Annotated in this window: 22 protein-coding genes; 13 read left to right on the forward strand and 9 right to left on the reverse strand. The window is 67.8% G+C overall.

Annotated elements, in window-relative coordinates:
* Positions 1-201 precede the first annotated feature (201 nt).
* The 3 genes from OG884_RS30145 to OG884_RS30155 are packed head-to-tail and all read left to right on the forward strand — an operon-like array spanning position 202 to position 2,630.
* On the forward strand, positions 202-1,020 hold the full coding sequence (locus OG884_RS30145) for an ABC transporter substrate-binding protein (protein ID WP_326638464.1): 819 nt from the start codon (positions 202-204) through the stop codon (positions 1,018-1,020).
* Positions 1,021-1,023: 3 nt separating this feature from the next.
* Positions 1,024-1,872 (forward strand): amino acid ABC transporter permease, encoded by an 849-nt coding sequence (locus OG884_RS30150; protein WP_326638466.1) that lies wholly within the window; start codon positions 1,024-1,026, stop codon positions 1,870-1,872.
* Positions 1,869-2,630: an amino acid ABC transporter ATP-binding protein gene (locus OG884_RS30155; RefSeq protein WP_326638468.1), complete on the forward strand. Its 762-nt coding sequence runs from the start codon at positions 1,869-1,871 to the stop codon at positions 2,628-2,630. The genes OG884_RS30150 and OG884_RS30155 overlap by 4 nt, the downstream gene beginning before the upstream one ends.
* A 314-nt stretch (positions 2,631-2,944) precedes the next feature.
* On the opposite strand, the gene OG884_RS30160 is transcribed toward OG884_RS30155, so the two are convergent.
* Positions 2,945-3,325 (reverse strand): hotdog fold thioesterase, encoded by a 381-nt coding sequence (locus OG884_RS30160; protein ID WP_326647041.1) that lies wholly within the window; start codon positions 3,323-3,325, stop codon positions 2,945-2,947.
* 109 nt (positions 3,326-3,434) lie between these two features.
* Here OG884_RS30160 and polA point away from each other — a divergent pair, with 109 nt between their 5' ends.
* The 7 genes from polA (at position 3,435) to OG884_RS30195 (ending at position 12,857) form a co-directional block, all read left to right on the forward strand.
* Entirely contained in the window at positions 3,435-6,128 is a 2,694-nt protein-coding gene (gene polA / locus OG884_RS30165; RefSeq protein ID WP_326638470.1) for a DNA polymerase I, read from the forward strand.
* Positions 6,129-6,434: 306 nt separating this feature from the next.
* Positions 6,435-7,559, forward strand: a complete 1,125-nt coding sequence (locus tag OG884_RS30170) for a polysaccharide deacetylase family protein (RefSeq protein ID WP_326638472.1) — start codon at positions 6,435-6,437, stop codon at positions 7,557-7,559.
* 220 nt (positions 7,560-7,779) lie between these two features.
* Positions 7,780-9,276: a 30S ribosomal protein S1 gene (gene rpsA / locus OG884_RS30175; protein ID WP_326638475.1), complete on the forward strand. Its 1,497-nt coding sequence runs from the start codon at positions 7,780-7,782 to the stop codon at positions 9,274-9,276.
* A gap of 573 nt (positions 9,277-9,849) precedes the next feature.
* Positions 9,850-11,181 (forward strand): group II intron reverse transcriptase/maturase, encoded by a 1,332-nt coding sequence (ltrA, locus tag OG884_RS30180; RefSeq protein ID WP_326635403.1) that lies wholly within the window; start codon positions 9,850-9,852, stop codon positions 11,179-11,181.
* 125 nt (positions 11,182-11,306) lie between these two features.
* A complete protein-coding gene (locus tag OG884_RS30185) occupies positions 11,307-11,762 on the forward strand; it encodes a GNAT family N-acetyltransferase (protein WP_326638477.1) in 456 nt (151 codons plus the stop codon).
* Positions 11,763-11,904: 142 nt separating this feature from the next.
* Positions 11,905-12,504 (forward strand): dephospho-CoA kinase, encoded by a 600-nt coding sequence (coaE, locus tag OG884_RS30190; RefSeq protein ID WP_326638478.1) that lies wholly within the window; start codon positions 11,905-11,907, stop codon positions 12,502-12,504.
* Between the two features lie 179 nt (positions 12,505-12,683).
* Positions 12,684-12,857 carry a hypothetical protein gene (locus OG884_RS30195; RefSeq protein ID WP_326638480.1) on the forward strand — a complete coding sequence of 58 codons (174 nt, stop codon included), beginning with the start codon at positions 12,684-12,686 and terminating at the stop codon, positions 12,855-12,857.
* 82 nt (positions 12,858-12,939) lie between these two features.
* Here OG884_RS30195 and OG884_RS30200 read toward each other — a convergent pair whose 3' ends face one another.
* Positions 12,940-13,161, reverse strand: a complete 222-nt coding sequence (locus OG884_RS30200; RefSeq protein WP_326638482.1) for a DUF397 domain-containing protein — start codon at positions 13,159-13,161, stop codon at positions 12,940-12,942.
* On the reverse strand, positions 13,143-13,445 hold the full coding sequence (locus OG884_RS37690) for a Scr1 family TA system antitoxin-like transcriptional regulator (protein ID WP_442811559.1): 303 nt from the start codon (positions 13,443-13,445) through the stop codon (positions 13,143-13,145). The genes OG884_RS30200 and OG884_RS37690 overlap by 19 nt, the downstream gene beginning before the upstream one ends.
* Between OG884_RS37690 and OG884_RS30205 the strand changes: the two genes are divergently transcribed.
* Together OG884_RS30205 and OG884_RS30210 are read left to right on the forward strand one after the other, a co-directional pair.
* Entirely contained in the window at positions 13,425-13,571 is a 147-nt protein-coding gene (locus tag OG884_RS30205) for a hypothetical protein (RefSeq protein ID WP_326638484.1), read from the forward strand. The two genes, OG884_RS37690 and OG884_RS30205, sit on opposite strands and share 21 nt — an antisense overlap.
* Entirely contained in the window at positions 13,568-13,810 is a 243-nt protein-coding gene (locus OG884_RS30210) for a hypothetical protein (RefSeq protein ID WP_326638486.1), read from the forward strand. The genes OG884_RS30205 and OG884_RS30210 overlap by 4 nt, the downstream gene beginning before the upstream one ends.
* 142 nt (positions 13,811-13,952) lie before the next feature.
* Here OG884_RS30210 and OG884_RS30215 read toward each other — a convergent pair whose 3' ends face one another.
* The 3 genes from OG884_RS30215 to OG884_RS30225 all read right to left on the reverse strand — a co-directional run bounded on the left by OG884_RS30215 (position 13,953) and on the right by OG884_RS30225 (position 17,667).
* On the reverse strand, positions 13,953-14,726 hold the full coding sequence (locus tag OG884_RS30215; RefSeq protein ID WP_326638488.1) for a sporulation protein: 774 nt from the start codon (positions 14,724-14,726) through the stop codon (positions 13,953-13,955).
* A 28-nt stretch (positions 14,727-14,754) separates the two neighbouring features.
* Complete coding sequence (locus OG884_RS30220) at positions 14,755-16,005, reverse strand: SPFH domain-containing protein (RefSeq protein WP_326638489.1); 1,251 nt, start codon at positions 16,003-16,005, stop codon at positions 14,755-14,757.
* A 66-nt stretch (positions 16,006-16,071) separates the two neighbouring features.
* Positions 16,072-17,667: an SPFH domain-containing protein gene (locus OG884_RS30225; RefSeq protein WP_326638490.1), complete on the reverse strand. Its 1,596-nt coding sequence runs from the start codon at positions 17,665-17,667 to the stop codon at positions 16,072-16,074.
* A 178-nt stretch (positions 17,668-17,845) separates the two neighbouring features.
* Here OG884_RS30225 and uvrB point away from each other — a divergent pair, with 178 nt between their 5' ends.
* On the forward strand, positions 17,846-19,957 hold the full coding sequence (gene uvrB, locus OG884_RS30230; protein ID WP_326638492.1) for an excinuclease ABC subunit UvrB: 2,112 nt from the start codon (positions 17,846-17,848) through the stop codon (positions 19,955-19,957).
* A gap of 133 nt (positions 19,958-20,090) precedes the next feature.
* Here the strand turns inward: uvrB and OG884_RS30235 are convergent, their stop codons facing one another.
* The 3 genes from OG884_RS30235 to OG884_RS30245 all read right to left on the reverse strand — a co-directional run bounded on the left by OG884_RS30235 (position 20,091) and on the right by OG884_RS30245 (position 22,073).
* Entirely contained in the window at positions 20,091-20,681 is a 591-nt protein-coding gene (locus tag OG884_RS30235; protein ID WP_326638493.1) for a Uma2 family endonuclease, read from the reverse strand.
* Between the two features lie 113 nt (positions 20,682-20,794).
* Positions 20,795-21,409, reverse strand: coding sequence for a hypothetical protein (locus OG884_RS30240; protein ID WP_326638495.1), 615 nt, complete (start codon positions 21,407-21,409; stop codon positions 20,795-20,797).
* A gap of 64 nt (positions 21,410-21,473) precedes the next feature.
* Positions 21,474-22,073, reverse strand: coding sequence for a DUF4126 domain-containing protein (locus OG884_RS30245; protein WP_326638496.1), 600 nt, complete (start codon positions 22,071-22,073; stop codon positions 21,474-21,476).
* Positions 22,074-22,137: the final 64 nt, after the last annotated feature.

Here is a 22,137-nt window from a genome sequence, read left to right on the forward strand (position 1 = left end):
ATCCGTACCGGAGCAGGGTGTGGGACGGGGGGCTCCTGACACGGTTGTTGTCCGAATTGTGTCATACCGGTGATCTGCACGATTGTGCAGGTGATGGAGCATGACCTGCACTGAGGTATCCATACAAGAAGCGACATTGACCGTAAGGAGGCCTTTGTGGGCCTAAGTTTTGTTTCCCGTCGTGCGCTTACGGTGGGCGCGATGGTCGTCGCCGGTGCGCTCGGCCTCGCGGCCTGCGGTGGTGGCGAGGCCACCACCGCGAGCCCGAGCGATGGTGCCTCGGCGAGTGCTCCCGCGGCCGCGGCCGGCCCGCAGGTGATCACCCCTGGCAAGCTGACCACGTGCACCAACCTGCCCTACGAGCCGTTCCAGTTCAAGGAGGGTGACAAGGTCGTCGGCTTCGACGTCGACATCGTCGACCTGGCGGCCAAGAAGCTCGGCCTGACACAGGAGATCGTCGACATCGACTTCGCCGTCATCAAGAGTGGCGCGGCGATGGCGGCGGGCAAGTGTGACGTGGCCGCCGCCGGTATGACGATCACCGAGGAGCGCAAGGCCAACATCGACTTCTCCGAGCCCTACTTCGACGCCACGCAGGCACTGCTGGCCAAGAAGGGCGCCGGCGTCGCGACCCTGGAGGAGGTCAAGGCCAAGGGCCTCAAGCTCGGCGCCCAGGCCTCGACCACGGGCCTCGACTACGTCAAGGGCAAGGGCATGGACCCGAAGGAGTTCGCCGACTCTCCCAAGGAACTGCTCGGCCTGCAGTCCGGCCAGGTCGACGTGATCGTCCAGGACCTTCCCGTCGTCCTGACCTGGCTGAAGAAGCCCGAGATCGCGGAGAAGTTCGAGCTGGTCGCCAGCCTCGACACCGGCGAGCAGTACGGCGTCGGCCTGAAGAAGGGCGCCGACCCGGTCCTGCTCAAGGCGATCAACGACGCGATCACCACGGCCAAGTCGGACGGCACCTACGAGCAGATCTTCGTCAAGTGGTTCGGTAAGAAGCCCGGGGAGCTCGGCTAACCGATGACGGACCAGCCAACGACGACCGAGCCCACTCCCGGTGGGGGCGCCCCCGCCGGGAGTGGGCTCAGTCCCCGTAAGAGACAGCAGATCAGCCGGGCCGTCCAATACGTCGTACTGGCGGCCGTGGTCGTCTTCCTGGCCCTGAGCATCGAGTGGGCCGAACTCGGCAAGAACTTCGCCAGACTCGACGTCGCGGAGAAGACGCTTCCCGAACTGTTCACGATCGCGCTGAAGAACACGATCATCTACTCGGTCGGCGGTTTCGTCTTCGCCTTCCTGCTCGGTCTGCTGTTCGCGCTGATGCGGATGTCGTCGGTGCGGCCCTACCGGTGGATCGCGATCGCCTACATCGAGATCTTCCGCGGCCTGCCCGCGCTGCTGATCTTCCTGCTCATCCTGTTCCTGCCCCTGGCCCTGAGCGGCTTCCAGGTGCCGGGCGGCACCTACGGCGAGGGCATCCTGGGTCTGACGATCGTCGGTTCGGCCTACATGGCCGAGACGCTCAGGGCGGGACTCCAGGCGGTGCCCAAGGGGCAGATGGAGGCGGCGCGCTCGCTGGGCATGTCGTACACGCGGGCCATGATCTCCATCGTCATCCCGCAGGCCGTGCGCATCGTGATCCCGCCGACGACCAACCAGTTCGTGTCCCTGCTCAAGGACTCCTCGCTGGTGCTGTTCCTCGGTGTCTCCGGTGACTACGTCGAGCTCACGAAGTTCGGCAACGACATGGCCTCGACCCATGCCAACGCCACGCCCATCCTGGTCGTGGGCGTGACATACCTTCTGGTCACCATCCCGCTGGGCTATCTCGCGTCCCGGCTGGAGAAGCGCCAGGCGAAGGGACGGTGACTCCGGTGAACCACGCGGTCGAGATCCGTGACCTGCACAAGCGCTTCGGCAAGCTGGAGGTTCTCAAGGGCATCGACTTCGCCGTCGACCCCGGCCAGGTGGTCTGCGTCATCGGCCCCTCGGGGTCGGGCAAGTCCACGTTGCTGCGCTGTGTGAACCTGCTGGAGCAGCCGACGTCGGGGAGGGTGGTCGTCCACGGAGTGGAGCTGACCGACCGCGACGTCGACATCGACGCCGCCCGCCGCGGCATCGGGATGGTCTTCCAGCAGTTCAACCTGTTTCCGCACATGACAGTCCTGCAGAACGTGATCGTCTCGCAGCGCCGGGTGCTGAAGCGGGGCAAGGCCGAGGCCGAGAAGATCGCCAGGGAGAACCTGGACAAGGTCGGCATCGGTGAGAAGTGCGACGCCTATCCCACCCAGCTCTCCGGCGGCCAGCAGCAGCGGGTGGCCATCGCCAGGGCGCTGGCCATGAGCCCGGCGCTGATGCTCTTCGACGAGCCCACCTCGGCGCTCGACCCGGAACTCGTCGGTGACGTGCTCACTGTCATGCGCAAGCTCGCCGAGGAGGGGATGACGATGCTCGTGGTCACCCACGAGATGGCGTTCGCCCGCGACGTGGCCGACCGGGTGGTGTTCATGGACGGCGGCGTGATCGTGGAGGACGGCACCCCGGAGCAGGTGATCGGCGCTCCGCGGCACGAGCGCACGAAGACCTTCCTGCGCCGCGTGCTCGACCCGACGCACACGGATATCTGAGCCTCACGTCGCACGGCCCGTGCCCGCTCGGCGCGGGCCGTGCGCGTTCACGCGGTACGGGCGGTACGGGGCGGTTGCGCGGGTGCCCGCGAGCCCACCGGACGCGGAGGGGCGGCGCACCGGAGCGTGATCGGGGCGGGCCGTTCGGAGAGGCCGACGGGGCGGCCATCTCACGAGCCCGGGGGAGGCCTTTGGCGCCGTATGGAGCTTCCCCGACCCCGTACGTTTTCTACTCGGCCTCCCCGCGGGCATCGCCGTCACCCACCGTAGCGGAATCGTCGCCCGACAATGGCAAAAAGGCGATCCGGGTGTGTTCAGGCGTCGCGCAGCATGCAGCTGAGGCGCGCGCTGCACACCCGGCGGTCCTGCTCGTCGACGATCTCGATGTCGTAGCTGGTGAGCGTCCGGCCGCCGTGCAGCCGGGTGGCCACGCCGGTGACCAGCCCCGAGGTGGCCGAGCGGTGGTGGGTGGCGTTGATCTCGATGCCCAAGGCGATGCGTCCGGGGCCCGCGTGCAGTAGCGCGCCGATCGAGCCCAGCGTCTCCGCCAGCACGCACGAGGCGCCGCCGTGCAGCAGGCCGCGCGGCTGGATGTTGCCCTCGACCGGCATCGTGCCGACCACCCGCTCGGGAGTGGCATCGGTGATCACGATGCCCATCCGTTCGATCAGCGTGTTCCGGTGGGCGGCGCTCATCTGCTCTTCGATGGGCAGGGTGGCCTCGTCGGGGTCGGTCATGGTCAAGGGGATGTCTCCTGTCAGGTGAGTCAGGCTTTCTGTCGTATCAGGAGACTAGGCTTTCGCTGTGCCGAAGAACGAAGCGACCCCCACTCGTCCGTGTCTCCTGCTGCTGGATGGGCATTCACTCGCCTATCGGGCCTTCTACGCCCTGCCGGAGGAGAACTTCTCCACCACCACGGGCCAGACGACCAACGCGGTCTACGGTTTCACCTCGATGCTGGTCAACGTGCTCCGTGACGAGCGGCCGACCCACGTGGCGGTCTGCTTCGACCGTTCCGAGCCGACGTTCCGCCACGAGGAGTACGCCGACTACAAGGCGAACCGGAGCGCGAGCCCCGACAGCTTCCGCAGCCAGATGAGCCTGATCCACGAGGTGCTCGACGCGGTGCGCGTGCCGCACCTGTCGCTGGCCGGATACGAGGCCGACGACCTGATCGCCACCCTCGCCACCCGTGCCGCCGGGCAGGGCATGAACGTGCTGATCGTCACCGGCGACCGGGACGCGCTGCAGCTCGTCGACGAGCGGGTCACCGTGCTGATGACCCGCGTCGGCATCAGCAACATGACCCGTTTCACCCCCGAGGCGGTCCTGGAGAAGTACGAGCTCACCCCGGCGCAGTATCCCGACTTCGCGGCCATCCGCGGCGACTCCAGCGACAACCTGAAGAACATCCCCGGCGTGGGGGAGAAGACCGCGGCCAAGTGGATCCGCGAGTTCGGCTCGCTGGAGGAGCTGGTCAACCGGGTGGACGAGGTCAAGGGAAAGGTCGGCGACAAGCTCCGTGACCACCTCGACCAGGTGCTGATGAACCGGCGCCTCACCCAGCTGATCCGCGACGTCCCGCTGGAGCACGAGGTCTCCGAGCTGACGGTCGGCGCGGCCGACCGCGACGAGATCAACAAGATCCTCGACACGCTGGAGTTCCGCGGCGAGATCCGCGACCGGCTGTTCAAGACGATCGGCTCGCCCGAGGCGGCGACGGAGGAGGGCTTCGAGGTCGAGGTCGTCACCCTCGGCCCCGACGAGGTGGACCCGTGGCTGCGCGCGCTGCCCGAGGGCCGCGTCGGCCTGGCCTTCAAGGGCGAGTACGGCAGCGGCACCGGCCGTGTCGACAGCATCGCCATCGCGGCGGCCGGGGCCGGGGCCGCGTTCATCGACCCGACCACGCTGACCGAGGCCGACGAGGCGGCCCTGCGCGAGTGGCTGGCAGACTCCTCGAAGTCCAAGGCGGTGCACGACGCCAAGGGCCCGATGCTCGCGCTGTGGGCGCAGGGCATGGAGTTGCGCGGCCTCACCTGCGACACCGCGCTGGCCGCCTACCTGGCGACGCCAGGGCAGCGCTCGTTCCCGCTGGAGGACCTGGTGCGGGTCTACCTGCGGCGCGAGCTGCGCGGCGAGGCCGACAACGGCGGCCAGGCCAGCCTCTTCGACGACCAGGACGACGACGCCGCCCAAGACCTGGCCCTGCGGGCACTGGCGGTCGGCGAGCTCGCCGACGCGCTGGAGGCGTTCCTGGAGCCGCTGGGCGGTATTCACCTGATGCGAGACGTGGAGCTGCCGCTCGTCACCGTGCTGGCCGAGCTGGAGCGGGCCGGCATCGCCGCCGGCCGGGAGTATCTCAGCGGCCTGGAGGCCGAGTTCGGCGCCGCGGTCAAGCAGGCGGTCGAGGCGGCACACGCCTCCGTGGGCGGCGAGCAGTTCAACCTGGGCTCGCCCAAGCAGCTCCAGGAGATCCTGTTCGTCAAGCTCAACCTGCCCAAGACCAAGAAGACCAAGACGGGCTACACCACCGACGCCGGCGCGCTGGCCTGGCTGGCCGCCCAGACCGAGCACGAGCTGCCGACGATCATGCTGCGCCACCGCGACCAGGCCAAGCTGAAGGTCACGGTCGAGGGCCTGATCAAGGAGATCGCCGACGACGGCCGCATCCACACCACGTTCAACCAGATCGTGGCGGCCACCGGGCGGCTCAGCTCGGAGAAGCCCAACCTGCAGAACATCCCGATCCGCACCGCCGAGGGCCGCCGCATCCGGCAGGGCTTCGTGGTCGGCAAGGGCTTCGAGACCCTGCTGACCGCCGACTACAGCCAGATCGAGCTGCGCATCATGGCCCACCTGTCCGGCGACGAGGCGCTGATCGCGTCCTTCGAGTCCGGGCACGACTTCCACAAGGCCACCGCGGCCCGGGTCTTCGACACCGAGCCCGAGCAGGTCACCGGGGAGATGCGGGCCAAGATCAAGGCGATGAACTACGGCCTCGCCTACGGACTGTCCGACTTCGGGCTGTCGGAGCAGCTCAACATCCCCGTCTCCGAGGCCAGAGCGCTCAAGGAGGGGTATTTCGAGGAGTTCGGCGGCGTCCGCGACTTCCTCAACGCGATCGTCGCGCAGGCCAGGAACGACGGCTACACCGAGACGATCATGGGTCGGCGCCGCTACCTGCCCGACCTCAACAGCGACAACCGCCAGCGCCGCGAGATGGCCGAGCGGATGGCGCTCAACGCGCCCATCCAGGGTTCGGCGGCCGACATCATCAAGGTCGCCATGCTCAACGTGCAGGGCGCGCTCAAGGAGGCGGCGCTCGGCTCCCGGATGCTGCTGCAGGTCCACGACGAGCTCGTCTTCGAGGTGGCCCCCGGTGAGCTGGAGACGTTGCGCGACCTGGTCACGGACCGGATGAACGCCGCCTACGCCCTGCGCGTCCCACTGGCCGTCTCGGTGGGCGTCGGCCGCACCTGGGAGGACGCCGGGCACTGACCGGACGCCTCCAAGACACCGGGTACTGACCGGACGCCTCTAAGACACCGGGTACTGACCGGACGCCTCCAAGACACCGGGCATTGACGGCCGCCTTCAAGGCGCCGGGGACCGCGCGTGAGCCGGTCGCCGGCCGGATGAACATCGCTCGCTCCCCGCGGGTCCCGCTGGGCGCTGACGACCACCTCCGAGCGGGCGGGTGACCGCCCCTCAGGCAGGGCCGGACTCCGCCGATTGGTCGGGCCTGTCCGAGTCTGTTCTAGGCTGGTGATCCAGTCCGAATAAGCTCGATGGGCCGGGAGTGCTGTGCGGAGTCCAATCCCCCTGACGCAGATCATCATGCTCACCAATGTGGTGGTCGTCGCGGTGGCGGTGGTGGTGCTCCTCGTGCTCCCCGCTCCGCCTGCCCCATCCGGCGCCCCGGGCGCCTCCGGGGCGGGCAAGGCGGCGCCCGGTCCGTCCCAGCCGCCCGCGGCCCCCTCACCGACGCCCGACCTTCCCTCGGCCGAGCTGCCGCCGCCGGTCACCGCGTCGCCGGAGTTCGCACGGCAGGTGAAGGCCAACGAGGCCGGCATGGTCCCGATCCTGATGTACCACCGGATCATCGGCAAGCGGCTGGCGTCGATCGACCGCACGCCCGCCCAGTTGCGCAAGGAGCTGGAGATGCTCGCCAGGGACGGTTACGTGCCGGTCACCGCGCGGGAGTTCGCCATCGGCAGGATGGACATCCCCGCGGGCAAGTACCCGGTCGTGCTGACCTTCGACGACGGTCACCACAGCCACTTCGCCCTGGAGGCGGACGGCACGCCCGCCAAGGACACCGCGGTCGGAATCATCTATCAGGTGGCAAAGAAATACCCGGGGTTCCGGCCCGTCGCCACCTTCTGGGTCAACCGACAGCCCTTCGGCCTGCGAAACGGTGAAGATCAGGCACAGGCCGTGCAATGGCTGACCTCTCGGGGGTTCGAGGTGGCCAACCACACCTGGGGCCACCCCTACCTGCCGAGCCGGCCCAAGAAGAAGATCGCCGAGCAGCTCGCCAGGGTCGAGCGGCTGCTGAAGCAGCTCGGCGTTCCCCCCTCGGAGACGATGGCGCTGCCGTTCGGCGCGATGCCGCGTAAGAGGTCCACGGTGCAGTCGGGGAAGTGGCAGGGTGTCCCCTACCGGTTCAAGGCCATCTTCCTGGCCGGCGCCGAGCCGTCGGTCTCGCCGTTCGTCAAGGACTACGACTGGCGTTCCGTCCAGCGGATCCAGAGCAATGGTAAAAAAGGCGAGTGCCGGAAATGGTGCTCCCAATACTGGCTGGGGTGGCTGAACAAGCACCCCCGCCAGCGCTACACGGCGGACGGCGACCCCGAGCGCATCTCCATCCCACGGGGGCTTCGGGGTAGTATCAGAGCCGACCGGAGACAAATGATCAACACCTATTAGGTGAGATCGTTATCCTTTCGGCACGCGGGAGCGTAGTGTCGTCGGATTGACCATACCCGTCTGGTCTCATATGCTGATCGCTGCGTTGTGGGCTCGCGCGTGTCTCGGACGGAGTGGGCTCGCGCTCGATCACGCCGATGTGAATTCTTCGGCTGACGGTAAGAGGCCTGCCGCGCGTTCGCCACATCGACATCTGTCCGCGTTCGGAGCAACTCCACACATGACGAGCAGCACTGAGGCCACCTCGAGCACCCCGCAGGTAGCGGTCAACGACATCGGCTCCGAGGAAGACTTCCTCGCAGCGATCGACCTGACCATCAAGTACTTCAACGACGGCGACATCGTCGAGGGCACCGTCGTCAAGGTCGACCGAGACGAAGTTTTGCTCGACATCGGCTACAAGACCGAGGGGGTCATCCCCTCGCGTGAGCTCTCGATCAAGCACGATGTCGACCCGGCGGATGTCGTCGAGGTTGGCGAGCACGTCGAGGCCCTGGTTCTCCAGAAGGAGGACAAGGAAGGCCGCCTGATCCTGTCCAAGAAGCGCGCTCAGTACGAGCGGGCCTGGGGCACGATCGAGAAGATCAAGGACGAGGACGGCATCGTCACCGGCACCGTCATCGAGGTCGTCAAGGGTGGTCTCATCCTCGACATCGGCCTGCGTGGCTTCCTGCCGGCGTCCCTGGTCGAGATGCGGCGCGTCCGCGACCTCCAGCCGTACGTGGGCCGCGAGCTCGAAGCGAAGATCATCGAGCTCGACAAGAACCGCAACAACGTGGTTCTGTCCCGCCGTGCCTGGCTTGAGCAGACCCAGTCCGAGGTTCGCCAGACGTTCCTCAACACCCTGCAGAAGGGTCAGGTCCGCAAGGGCGTCGTCTCCTCGATCGTCAACTTCGGTGCGTTCGTCGACCTCGGCGGCGTCGACGGTCTGGTTCACGTCTCAGAGCTCTCCTGGAAGCACATCGACCACCCCTCCGAGGTCGTCGAGGTCGGCCAGGAGGTCACCGTCGAGGTGCTCGACGTCGACATGGAGCGCGAGCGCGTCTCCCTGTCGCTCAAGGCGACGCAGGAAGACCCCTGGCAGCAGTTCGCCCGTACCCACCAGATCGGTCAGGTCGTCCCGGGTCGCGTCACCAAGCTGGTGCCGTTCGGTGCGTTCGTCCGCGTCGAGGAGGGCATCGAGGGCCTGGTCCACATCTCCGAGCTGGCCGAGCGCCACGTCGAGATCCCCGAGCAGGTCGTCCAGGTCGGCGACGAGATCTTCGTGAAGATCATCGACATCGACCTGGAGCGCCGCCGGATCTCGCTCTCGCTCAAGCAGGCGAACGAGGGTGCGATCGGCGCCGACGTCGAGTTCGACCCCACGCTGTACGGCATGGCGGCGACCTACGACGACTCGGGCAACTACATCTACCCCGAGGGCTTCGACTCCGAGACCGGCGAGTGGCTCGACGGCTTCGACAAGCAGCGCGAGGAGTGGGAGCGGCAGTACGCCGAGGCCCAGACCCGCTTCGAGGCTCACAAGAAGCAGGTCGAGGAGGCTCGCAAGGCCGAGGCCGAGGCGGGCGAGGCTGCCCCCACGTCCTACTCCGGCGAGACCCCGTCCCCGGCTGCCGGCAGCTCCAGCAGCGGCTCCACCGCTCCGGCGGCGGGCGCCCTCGCCTCCGACGAGGCTCTCGCGGCCCTGCGCGAGAAGCTCGCGGGCGGCCAGAGCTGACCTGTGCGGTAGACGGTTCCAACGGAAGGGCCCCGCTCCGGCGGGGCCCTTCCCGCGTGTGCGCCCAGCATGGGCGATCGCTTGGGGGTGTAAGTCCCCTGGAGGAAGAGGTGGTGCTAACTCCGAGCCGGAGGCAAGGGCGTCGTCGTGAGGCGGGGTCTGGAGGAAGCCCGAGGCGAAACCCTGCACCGAGGGATACGAACCGCGTAGAAGGCGGGTCGATCTGGGTGAGCCTGCACGCGAAGGCGAAGCCCGTCACCATCGACAGGATCGGCACGTAAACGCGGCGGGCGTAGGGGGAAAGTGGTCGTTCTTACCTGGGGAGATCTGCTCGGGTGTCGGTTGTGCTGTTGGTGTCGCCGCGCCGACGGGTCTGGTCGTGAGGCCGGGGTCTGACCGGGCAGAAGTCAGCAGAGGCCGTAGTACCGGTGAGGGGAACGGACAATCAGCCGGGAAGGGCCGAACGTCGAGTGTCACGGTGGAAGGTGAGGTGCTCGTGCCGGTCGCGGTGATCGCAGCCACCCCGCGAACGCGGGCCCGTGGTGGGAGGAGACGGTGAGTCCGTCAGTGCCCATGGCGGAGCGTAGTGGCCGGTCGGTGCCCTTGTCGGAGGCGGTGATCCCTGGCCTGGAGGTGTCGGTGTGGGAGGAGTTCCTCTCGCCGGGCAACCTGGGCAGGGCGTTGAGGCGTGTGGAGGTCAACCGGGGCGCGCCGGGTGTGGACGGGATGGGCACGGAGCAGTTGCGGCCGTGGATCCGTGAGCACTGGGCGGGCGTGCGGGAGGCTTTGGACGCGGGTGGCTACCGGCCGTTGCCGGTCCGCCGGGTGGTGATCCCCAAGCCCGGAGGATCAGGGGAGCGGTTGCTGGGAGTGCCCTCTGCGCTGGACAGGTTGATCCAGCAGGCGATCGCGCAGGTCCTGACGCCGATCTTCGACCCGCATTTCAGCGGGGCCAGTTTCGGGTTCCGTCCCGGCAAGTCCGCTCATCAGGCGGTGCGGGTCGCGCGGCGGGCGGTCGAGGATGGCCATCGGTGGGTCGTGGATGTCGATTTGGACCGGTTCTTCGATCGGGTCGATTTCGACATCCTGATGGCGCGGGTGGCGCGCAAGGTGTCTGACCGCAGGATGTTGAGGCTCATCCGGGCGTATCTGGAGGCCGGGGTGATGATCGACGGGATCGTTTCGGCGAGCAGGGAGGGGACCCCGCAGGGTTCCCCGCTGTCGCCGATCTTGTCGAACATCATGCTGGATGATCTGGACCGGGAGTTGTGGCGGCGCGGTCATCGGTTCGTGCGCTACGCCGACGACCTTCGGGTCTTCGTGCGCAGCAGGCGAGCTGCCACGAGGGTGCTCGACTCGGTGACAACCGTGGTCGAGCAGCGGTTAAAACTCAAGGTGAACCGGGAGAAGTCCTCGGTCCGGCACGCGCGTGAGGCGACGTTGCTGGGGTTCGGGTTCTACTTCTCCCGATCAGGCGTCGGCATCCGGGTCGATCCCAAGGCGATGAGCCGGTTCAAGGATCGCATCCGGGAGTTGACCAGTCGCAGGTGGAGCGTGTCGATGATCTGCAGAATCGACAGGCTCAATGCCTACATCACCGGGTGGATGGCCTACTTCCAGCTCGCCGGGCTGTCACGGCGGCTGCGTGAGTTGGATAAGTGGCTGCACCGCCGGATGCGGCAGATCCGCTGGAAGGAATGGAAGCGCTGGGCGGCCAGGCGTCGGAACCTTCGCCATCTTGGCATCCCTGACCGCACCGCGCGGGAATGGGCGGCCAGCAGCAAGGGGTACTGGCGCATCGCCGGGTCAGTGGTCCTTCAACGGGCTCTGCCCAACGCTCACTGGGATGACCTTGGTCTGCTGGGCCTTCAGAACACCTGGCGCAGGCTCAGAACCACGGCTTGACGAACCGCCGGATGCGGGCCCGCATGTCCGGTGGTGTGAGAGGGGGACGGGCGACCCGTCCCCCTACTCGATTCCCGACGCCTTTTTCCGGTATGGCGCCCGTGGGCGCCCGCTAGGGTGGCGCCGTGGCCGTGATCGAGTGGGCGGAGCCCGAGGACGCGGGCGAGATCCTGACCGTGCAGCGCGCCGCCTACGTGGGCGAGGCCCAGCTCTACGGCGACCCGTTCATCGCGCCGCTGGTGGAGTCGGCCGGCCAGGTCCGCAGGGCGGTCGAGACGGCCATCGTGCTCGTCGCCCGTGACCGGTCGCGGATCGTGGGCGCGGTCCGCGGCCGGATGTCCGGCACGACCTGCCTGGTCGGCCGCCTGGTGGTCGCCCCCGACAGGCAGGGCGCCGGCATCGGCGGCGCGCTGCTGGCGGCACTGCACGACGAGGCCGCCGCGGCACTCGCCTTCGACCTGTTCACCGGGCATCTGTCGGAGGGCAACCTGCGGCTCTACCGCCGCCACGGCTACCGCGAGACCCGCAGGGAACGGATGAGCGACCACCTGACGCTGGTGCACATGCGCAGGGAGCTGTAGGGACGCTCAGACGCCCTCCCGTACCACGGTGGCCCGTTGGGGCCGTTCTCCGCATGGCGGCCGGAGGCGCGACCTCCGGCGCCGCGAAGGGTGGTTCCGGCCCGCTGCCGACGGGCGACTCGCACCGCGTATGCTGCGGATCATGTTGAAGGTGGGTCTTACCGGCGGTATCGGGTCGGGCAAGAGCGAGGTCTCCCGGAGGCTGGCCTCCCGTGGCGCCATGGTCATCGACGCCGACAAGATCGCCCGGGAGGTGGTCGAGCCGGGGACCCCGGGTCTGGCGCGCGTGGTCGGGGTCTTCGGCGCCGAGGTCCTGCACGAGGACGGCTCGCTCAACCGGGAGAAGCTCGGCTCGATCGTCTTCGCCGACTCCGAGAAGCTGGCCTCGCTCAACGCCATCGTCCACCCGCTGGTCGGCGCGAGGGTCGCCGAGCTGCAGCGGCAGGTGGCCCCCGGCAGCATCGTGATCTACGACGTCCCGTTGCTGGCGGAGAACAAGCTCGCACCCATGTACGAGGTCGTGGTCGTCGTGGACGCCGCCGACGAGGTGCGCGTGGCCAGGCTGGTCGAGCTGCGCGGCATGAGCGAGCAGGACGCCAGGGCCAGGCTCGCCGCCCAGGCGACCCGCGAGGAGCGCCTGGAGATCGCCGACATCGTGGTACCGAATGAGGGAACCCTGGAGGAGCTGGAGGCCAGGATGGACGGCCTCTGGAAGGACCTCGTCGCCCGCGCCACGGCCTGAACGAGAGGGTCGACGGGGTGACACGCGCACCCGGCTAAGATGCGCGGTCATCCTGGCGAGCCGGACCGTGCGCCTCGTATCGCTGGACCAGCCCAGCCTGAGCGGCACGCGGATGGTACGCGTCCCGTTCGACGCCGCCGACCCGTTCCACCACTACACGGTGGAGTATCGCCGACAACATGATGGGGGCCGGTCGCTGGACGGACCCGTACGGGTCGCGCACCTGCATCCAGGGCTACGTCTGGCGTGAGGCGTTCGCCGGTGACAACATCTGCGTGACACCCGACCGGCGCGAACGCGCCCTGCGTGACACGCACACCTCCTGGGAACGGGTCCTGCGCCCAGCGGGTTAGCGCGGTAAGTTGAAGCGGTCGGGTGCGGGTGATTCTCCGGAGGGGCGGAATCTCTGACCAGGTGCTCGGAACCGGTGGCAGGTCAGTCGAAGTGGCCGGATTTTACGGCGTTGAGGAAGGTGTGCCATTCGGCCGGGGTGAAGGTGAGGGCCGGGCCGGTGGGGTTTTTGCTGTCGCGGACGGCGACGGCTCCGGGGAGGTTGCCGGCGACTTCGACGCAGTTTCCGCCGCTCTCGCCGCTGAGGGAGCTCTTCATCCAGGCGGCCTTGGAGAGGTCGAGGCCGGTCAGGTCTGTTGCTTCCATTGGTCCCTCGCTTCTTTGATCATCTCTAGCGACTGGCTGGGACGAAGTGCCTCTGCTCGGATCCTGTCATATCTACCCCAGACGACGCTTACCAGATTGTGCTCCGCTGACACTTCACCTTCCCCGGCAGACTCTACGGAGACGGCGGTCGGCGCGTCCGGCATTTGGGCGAGCACGAATCCGGACATCAGGCCCGCAGTGCAGAAGGTGTCGTGGGGGACGAGTTGCACCTTCACGTTCTGCCAGCCTGCGATGGTAGCGAGATGGTCGAGCTGTTCGTACATGACCTCCCAGCCGAGGACGCCGAGGGCGGCCGTGGGCTCTGGCTGGTCAGCGAGGTGGCCCTGTCCTGGGGCTGGCACGAGGGCACGGCGGGCCGGATCGTCTGGTTCCAACTGGCGCGACGATGACCGACGCATCAGGCGAGGAAAAGGGCTTGCCGGGGACGATCGCCATCCTGATCGTCCGGTACGGCGGGCACTGGCTCATCTCCGAGGCGGCCGGAGGCGGCTATTACGCCGTACGCCGGCACAGCCTGTCCGAGGAGTTTCTCGGCGGGAATGACCTGTCCAACGTGATGTGCGCGGCGACCCTCGGCGAAATGGCACGCCGCCTGGCCGCCGAGAGGAAGCGCGAGAGTAGACCCTGAAATCAAGCGGGCGAATCATCGACCCTCATTCAATCGCCCGATCCGGCACGGCCGACCCAGCGATTTAAGCGGAGGAGTCACGTGCAGAAACAGAAAACGGGTGTGCCCCGGTGACCGGAGCACACCCGTACAGAGAGGAAGGTCAGAACCAGCCGCGCTTCTGGGCCATGGCCTGGAGGCCGCCGCGCAGCGACTGCTCCACCTGGCCCGGGTGGTCGTTGTAGTGGACGGTGAAGTGGCTGTAGCTGTCGTGGCCGGAGCTGGCGAAGCCGCCGCGCTTGTCGGCCTCCAGGATGACGCCCATTGACTGGGGGCCGGCGATGAAGGTCAGCTCAAGCTCGTTGAAGTGGCGCTGGTACTCGCCGCCCGCGTAGTACTCGATCTCCTGGAAGAACGGCATCTGCGAGCCCTGCAGGGTGCCCCGCTCCAGGTCGGCCTTCTTGAAGCGGAAGCCCATCCGGTCCAGCGCGCTGAGCAGGTTGTCCTGGGCGGGCAGCGGGTTGACGAACAGCGGGTCGAGGTCGCCCTTGTCGAGCGCGCCGGCCAGGGCCAGCTCGGTGGAGACGCCGAGCTTCATACCGCGCAGCGGGTGGCCGCCGATGGCGCTGATCGGGGTCTCCCAGGGGACCTGGATCTCGAAGGGGGCCGACTGCGGGGCACCGGCGGCCAGGTGGAACGGCCCGGTGATCTGCTGACGCAGGAAGCTGTAGTTCGACTTGTACTCGTTGTCACCGCTCTCGACCTCGACCACGGCGGTGAAGTCGATGAAGATGCCCTCCACCTTGTAGTCGGAGCCGCCGCCGCGGAAGTTGACCTGCCCGCGCAGGACCTCGCCGGGCCGCACGTGCGAGTTCTGCAGGACCGTGTCGACCTCGACACCCGCCCCGAACGCGGCCATCAGCTTACGGAACACCATTTTGACTCCCAGGGATTGGAGGTTTTTCTCAGGGGACTTGGTTCGGAGGGGTGACCTGGCCGTTGCCGCCGCCCAACTGGGGGAGGAGCTGGGCCAGAAGCAGGGTGGACAGCGCGGAGGTGTCGCCGGAGGCGCCGGTGGTGCGGACGACGACGGGACGTGGGGCGCTCTCCGCGAGCTTGGCGCCCACGTCGAGCCTGCGGCGGGCCAGCTCGTACTGGAGCACGGCGCGGTTGTCGCGGTAGGAGTCGGCCAGCCTGCGCAGCCCCTTCGCCTCGTTCTCGGCGGAGGTGAGCTCGGCACGGCCCTTGGCCTCGATCTCCCAGCGCACCCGCTGCGCCTCGGTCTCGTGCTCCTCCAGCATGCGGGCGACGTCCTTACGCGCTGTGTTGGCGGCGGCTCGTACCTCGACGATACGTGCGTCACGCGTCTTCTTGGAGCGTTCGATCTCCATCAGCAGGGTGTCGATCCGGCGCTTGCGGGTGAGCTCCCACTCGCGCTCGAAGGCCGACAGCTCCTTGGCGACCTTCTCCCGGGTGGCCAGGTGCTGCTGGTACTGGTCGGGCAGCTGCACGTCGGGGATGTTGGCGCCGGTGATCCGCACGCCGTACCGGCCGAGCTGGCGGGTGAGGAGTTCCTGCATGTCGCCGACGTCGGAGCCGCGCAGGTCGTAGGCGCGCTCGGTCCGCACCAGGCGGCTGCGCTGGCGGATGGCGTCCTGTACGGCGCTGCTGAGCACCAGGTCGAAGTTGCCGGCGCCGATCGTACGGACGAAGGCCACCGGGTCGACGATGCGGAACTTCAGGAAGAACTCGATCGACTTGAGCGGGACGTTCTCCGCGGTCGGGCAGGCCACGATCGGCGCGGAGTAGGGGATCTCGGTGGAGGTGTCCACCACCGCGTCCACCCGGTCCCACGGCAGCCACAGGTAGTGGCGCCCCGGAGGCAGCGTGCCGACGATGGCGCCCCACCGGCTGCGCACGCCGGTGGTGCCCTCCTCGATCTCGATGATCGCCCGGCGCCAGAGCCAGACCAGCGCCGTTATCAGGAAGAACACCGCGCCGACCGCGGCCGGCAGGGAGAGCACCCCGTCGGCGAGCACCGCGGTACCCGCCAGGTAGAGGGCGAAGAACAGCAGCGTCACCCAGGCGAAGCCGCGCCGGTCCTTGGGGATCACCACCGGGACGAGCCGGCCCGACTCGCCGCCGCGCAGCAGCTGGCGGATCTCCGACCAGGCGGCCAGGGATTCCTTGATCTTGGAGAACTCTCCGGCGCTCACCGAGACCTCACCATTCCTCTCAACGAACCTTCAACGTTTCGCGTTCGCCGTACGTCCCCGTTCACGTCATCCCTCTTCCCGTACCGGAGCGGCGACGTCGGCGGGCGGGTTGAGCAGGGCGGCGATCTCCGCCCCGCGCTCCTCGATGCGGCCGCCGATCTCGGCCATCCGGGCCCTGATCGCGGCCATGTCCGCCTCGGAGAACAGCTGCGCCTCGCGGCTGCCGACCAGCTGCCTGGCCAGCGCGAGCAGGTCGAGGTCGACGTTCTCGCCGACCTGCACCAGGCGCGGCAGGTGCGAGGCGACGGACTCCAGCTTGTCGAGCAGGTCCTGCTGGAACCGGTAGTCGAGGATCTCTGGCGCCTCGGCGGCGCTCAGCGCGCGGATGTCCAGCGCCTGGGCCTCCAGCAGCGCCGCGTTGGCCTTGGCGGTGGACTCCGCCTCCACCAGCCGCTGGCCTCCCTGGGCCTTCGCCTGGTGCGAGGCGCGCTCCAGCGCGGTGTCCATCCGGGCCTGGTATCCGGCGATCTCGGCGTGGATGGCGGACAGCTGCTCCTGCAGGCCGGCGAGCTCCTTGATCAGGTCGCCCTCGTTCTGCTCCTTGCGCAGCTGGAGCTCGTACTCGTAGGTGTACGCCTCCTTCGCGACCCTGATCATCTCGGGGGCGGCCAGGTCCATCCGGTACTCCTGGCTGGACGGCTCGGCGTGCGTGATGTTGACGTCGGTGAGCCGTACGGCGGGCAGGAACTGCTGGTTGAGGTTGTCCAGCATGCCCATCGTGCTCTCGCCGACCAGGTCGTAGATCTCCTCGGCGCGCTGGGAGTAGATCAGCGAGCGGGTGACCTCGCTGATGGCGTTCTGCAGCTTGGCCTGGAAGCCGCCGACCGAGCCGAGCACGAAGATGAACTCGGCCGGGTCCTCGATCCGGAACTGCAGGAACAGGTCGACGCTGGCCTTGACGCCCTGCTGGGTGGGAGCCTCGCGGATGGGCGCGTTGAAGGGGTACTCGCGGGTGGTGTTGACGATGTAGCCGACCTGCTTCCACGGGTTGAACAGCGTCACCCGGCCCGGCTCGGCGATCTGCACGAGCTTGCCGAACTTGGTGACCAGGGCCTTGCAGCCCTCGGGCACCATGACCACGCTCCTGCGCCACCACAGGAACGCCGCGGCCAGCACCAGCACGGCCCAGTAGTGCGGGCCGAACAGCACCCGCGCCCCGTCGGGCAGCCCGGTGGCGACCAGACCGACCAGGCCGAGGCCGGCCAGCACCACCAGCGGGATGATCACCTTGGCGGCGCCGCTCTTGGGGATGACCACCGGGGAGATGACGTGGACGGGCTCGCCGTGCTGGCCGTTGCCGCTGAAGCTCCGGTTGACGATCTCGCCGGCCTCGTTGAGCGGCGCGCTGCGGGCCTCGATGATCGTGCCCGGGGAGGCGCCGTGGTCACGGGCGGCGGCGAAGTCGGAGGGGTTGAGCGCAAAGCCCTCGTTACCCGAGCCTCCGGAGTTACCCGGCCCGCCGGGGCCGTCGGCGGGCTGCCCGGCCATCTGGCCCGCGAACTGTCCGACGGCCTGCCCGACCACCTGGCGCATGTCGCCGCCCTGCCCTACCGTCTGGGCCGCGGCCCTCGCGTACTGCATGGCTTCTCTTGGCCGGGACATCACACCTCCTGGATAGTCGTATGTCGAAAGCTCGATATATCACGCTTTGTGAGCACAGGCACGTCGGTCAGTAAAGGGGATGCCGCTTGCGGTTCACTTGCTTCGCGGTTAAGCCTGGCCGCCCCGGCGGAGACCGTACGGAGAAGGATTGTCGGTCACGCCGCCTACAGTGGAACAGGTGAGGCCGGTAACAGATTTGCAGCGCAAGGTGGCCCCCTTCGAGGTCGTCACCGACATGACCCCTTCGGGCGACCAGCCCACCGCGATCGCCGAGCTCGAACGGCGCGTCAAGGCGGGTGACAAGGACAACGTCCTGCTGGGCGCCACGGGCACGGGCAAGACCGCCACGGTCGCCTGGCTGATCGAGCGCCTCCAGCGGCCCACCCTGGTCATCCAGCCCAACAAGACGCTCGCCGCGCAGTTCGCCAACGAGCTGCGCGAGATGATGCCCAACAACGCGGTGGAGTACTTCGTCTCCTACTACGACTACTACCAGCCCGAGGCGTACGTCCCGCAGAGCGACACCTACATCGAGAAGGACTCCTCGATCAACGAGGAGGTCGAGCGGCTGCGCCACTCGGCGACCAACTCGCTGCTGACCCGCCGCGACACGATCGTGGTCGCCTCGGTCTCGTGCATCTACGGCCTGGGCACCCCGCAGGAGTACGTCGACCGCATGGTCAGGCTCAAGGTCGGCCAGGAGGTCGAGCGCGACAGCCTGCTGCGCCGCCTCGTCGACATGCAGTACACCCGCAACGACATGGCCTTCACCCGGGGCACCTTCCGGGTGCGCGGCGACACCGTCGAGATCATTCCCAAGTACGAGGAGCTCGCCGTCCGGATCGAGATGTTCGGCGACGAGATCGAGAAGCTCTCGACCATGCACCCGCTGACCGGCGAGGTGATCACCGAGGACAGCGAGCTCTACATCTTCCCCGCCTCCCACTACGTCGCGGGCGCCGAGCGGATGGAGAGCGCGGTCCGGGGCATCGAGGCCGAGCTGGCCGAGACGCTGGAGACCATGGAGCGCCAGGGCAAGCTCCTTGAGGCCCAGCGGCTGCGCATGCGCACCACCTACGACCTGGAGATGATGCGCCAGATCGGCACCTGCTCCGGCATCGAGAACTACTCGCGCCACATGGACGGGCGCTCCCCGGGCAGCGCGCCCAACACCCTGCTCGACTACTTCCCGGAAGACTTCCTGCTGGTCCTGGACGAGTCCCACCAGACCGTCCCGCAGATCGGCGCGATGTACGAGGGGGACGCCTCCCGCAAGCGCACGCTCGTCGACCACGGCTTCCGCCTGCCGTCCGCGATGGACAACCGCCCGCTGAAGTGGGAGGAGTTCCTGGAGCGGATCGACCAGACGGTCTACCTGTCGGCCACCCCCGGCTCCTATGAGCTGGGCCGCTCCAAGGGCGACGTGGTCGAGCAGGTCATCCGGCCGACCGGCCTGATCGACCCCGAGGTGATCGTCAAGCCGACCAAGTCGCAGATCGACGACCTGATCCACGAGATCCGCACCCGCACCGAGAAGGACGAGCGGGTCCTGGTCACCACGCTGACCAAGAAGATGTCCGAGGACCTCACCGACTACCTGCTGGAGCTCGGCATCCGGGTCCGCTACCTGCACAGCGAGGTCGACACCCTGCGCCGCATCGAGCTCCTGCGCGAGCTGCGGATGGGCGAGTTCGACGTGCTGGTCGGCATCAACCTGCTCCGCGAGGGCCTCGACCTGCCCGAGGTGTCGCTGGTGGCCATCCTCGACGCCGACAAGGAGGGTTTCCTCCGCTCGGAGACCTCCCTGATCCAGACCATCGGCCGCGCGGCCAGAAACGTCTCCGGCCAGGTGCACATGTACGCCGACCGGATCACCCCCTCCATGGAGCGGGCGATCGACGAGACCAACCGCCGCCGGGCCAAGCAGACCGCCTACAACGAGGCCAACGGCATCGACCCGCAGCCGCTCCGCAAGAAGATCGCCGACATCCTCGACTCGCTCAACCGGGAGGACGCCGACACCGCCCAGCTCCTCGGCGGCAGCGGTCGACAGCAGTCACGTGGCAAGGCACCCGTCCCCGGTTTCGCGGTCAAGCAGGCCGGCCAGCACGCCAGGGCGATCGCCGGAGAGATGCCCAGGGCCCAGCTGGAGGCGCTGATGGAGTCGCTCACCGAGCAGATGCACCAGGCAGCCGCGGACCTGCAGTTCGAGGTCGCCGCCCGGCTCCGCGACGAGATCAAGGAGCTCAAGCGAGAGGTCCGCGACATGCGCGAGGCCGGCGTCTCCTGACCCGCCCACCCTCGGCCGTTCCTCGCGTGATTCGCTGCGGGGGCGGCCTGGGACGACCAGCATCAAGGACGGTGGAAAGGGGCACGCGGGGAGCGAAGCCTCTGAGGGGCGCGGCTCGGGCTCTACGACGTCCTCACGGACCGATGAACGTGCCGAGGTCGAGGTCGAGGTCGATCTCGAAGCCGATGTCCGTCTTCAACCGCCCCCGGTGGATGCCCGTCGGAACGTATGCCTTGACGGAGGGTTCCAGCTCGAAGGTGTAGACGACGGGCTTGTCGTCCTCCTGCTCCACGCGCCAGAGATATCTGATCCCGGCGTCGGAGTATTTGATCGGCTTGGTGGTGCGGTCTCGTTCCAGCGACTCGGGGGACACCACCTCGACCACCAGGTGCACGTCCTCCGGCTTGAACGAGGTGGTTCTCAGGCTCGTCAACGCCGAACTCGCCACCAGCATGATGTCGGGTTCCGGCCGTTGCCTGATTCCCAGGGTCACGGTCATCTCACGGACAACCATGAGATGAGCCGGTGGTCGTATACCGCGTTGCTGATCGATCATCAGGTTGATGACAAACATGTGGAAGGCGGTCTGCGGAGACATCATGATGAGCGACCCGTCGATCAGTTCGACATGCCGGGGCGCGTCGGGAGGGAGATGATCGAGCATGTCGGCGGTCCATCCACCGGCCGGCCCAGGGTAGAACCACTCGGGGAAAACGGCTGTCATCAGAGAACCTCCTTCGGCGACACCCCGGAACATTACCTGACGGAGTCATTCTGATACTTAACGTGTCCGGCCCGCAGGTCATCCGGAGCCGCTGACCGGCTGCGAGCAATCGGTCAGTGGAGGTCGTCGGGGAGGGGGCGGTTGATCATGGTGCGTTTGTAGAGCTCGTCGATCTGGTCCAGCGGGTCGGGGGCACGGCGGCGGGCCTCGATCTCCAGGTCGGTGCGGTCCTGGATCTGGTCGATGCCCCCGGACGAGTGGGCCATCTGGTCGTTGCGCAGGTCGGCCCTGATCCGGGCGCAGGATGTGGTCAGCTTGGCGTGGTGCTCGCGCAGGCGGTCCAGCGCCGTGTGGTCGATGTAGGGCGACACCCGTCGCTCCTGGGCATAGTGGGCGAGCTGGGCGTCGAGCTGCTCGGCGTGCGACGTGATCTCTCCCACCAGCTGGGGCAGATCGCCCAGTCCCCACCCGCCGCGCAGCGCGTGGTCCACCGCCTGGCGGGTCAGGGAGATCTCACGCCGCAGGTCAAGACGCATCCGCTCGGTCTCCGCGGCGTCGCCGGTGCCCATCGCGGCCATGTGGGAGGCGACCCGGGTGGAGACGCTCTTGGCCTTCTTCGTGGCCTTCTTGCCTATTTTGACCAGCAGGTAGAGCCCGATCCCTCCCAGGAGAAGGAAGAACAGCAGGATCACCAGCAGGATCATGAGTAGATCGCCGATCGGAACCACCTCCCCATGGGGGTTGGACGGGACGTTTCGAGCATAGTCCGCACGGGCCTCGGGTAGCGCGGCCTCATCGCAGGCTCGGGCCGGCCATCCGGCTCCGCCTCCGTCGTCGGATCCGGCGAGTCGTCCACCAGGCGAGCAGTGCCAGCCCCGCCAGTACCAGGATGACCAGGACGGGCAGGAAGATAGCCACCAGGCTGATGCCCAGCGCCCCGGCGTCCTCGACGGTGCTGACCACGGGCGCGCCCACCCCGCCCGTGGTGGCGTTCACCACGGGCCTGGCGGTCGTCTTCATGACGTGCACGGCCAGCGCGATCCCGATGCCCAGCACCCAGCTGAGCCAGGGGTTGTGGCTCATCCAGGTCGAGCCGTCCAACCGGGCCGCGGCCTCGGTGGCGCTGAAGACGACGCCGCCGGAGGCCGGGCGGACGACGGTCTGGATCATGTCGTTGACGCTGTCGACCACCGGGACCTTGTCGAACACGAACTCCACCAGGAGCAGCACGCCGATGATCCCGAGCACCCAGCCGTTGGAGAGCCAGGCGAACTCCTGCGGCAGCCGTACCTGATCGGTGAAGTTGGCGAGCAGGCCGACGACCAGCAGGGGAATGTAGGCGTTGAGCCCGGCCGCCGTGGACAGGCCGACACCGGTCAGAGCCGCGAGCATCGTGTCTCCGTCATGTCATGTCTGCGCTGTGTGCCTTCTTCACTGATTCTCCAACGACTCCCGG

Origin of the sequence: Streptosporangium sp. NBC_01755 (genome assembly GCF_035917995.1) — a bacterium.
Lineage (GTDB): Bacteria > Actinomycetota > Actinomycetes > Streptosporangiales > Streptosporangiaceae > Streptosporangium.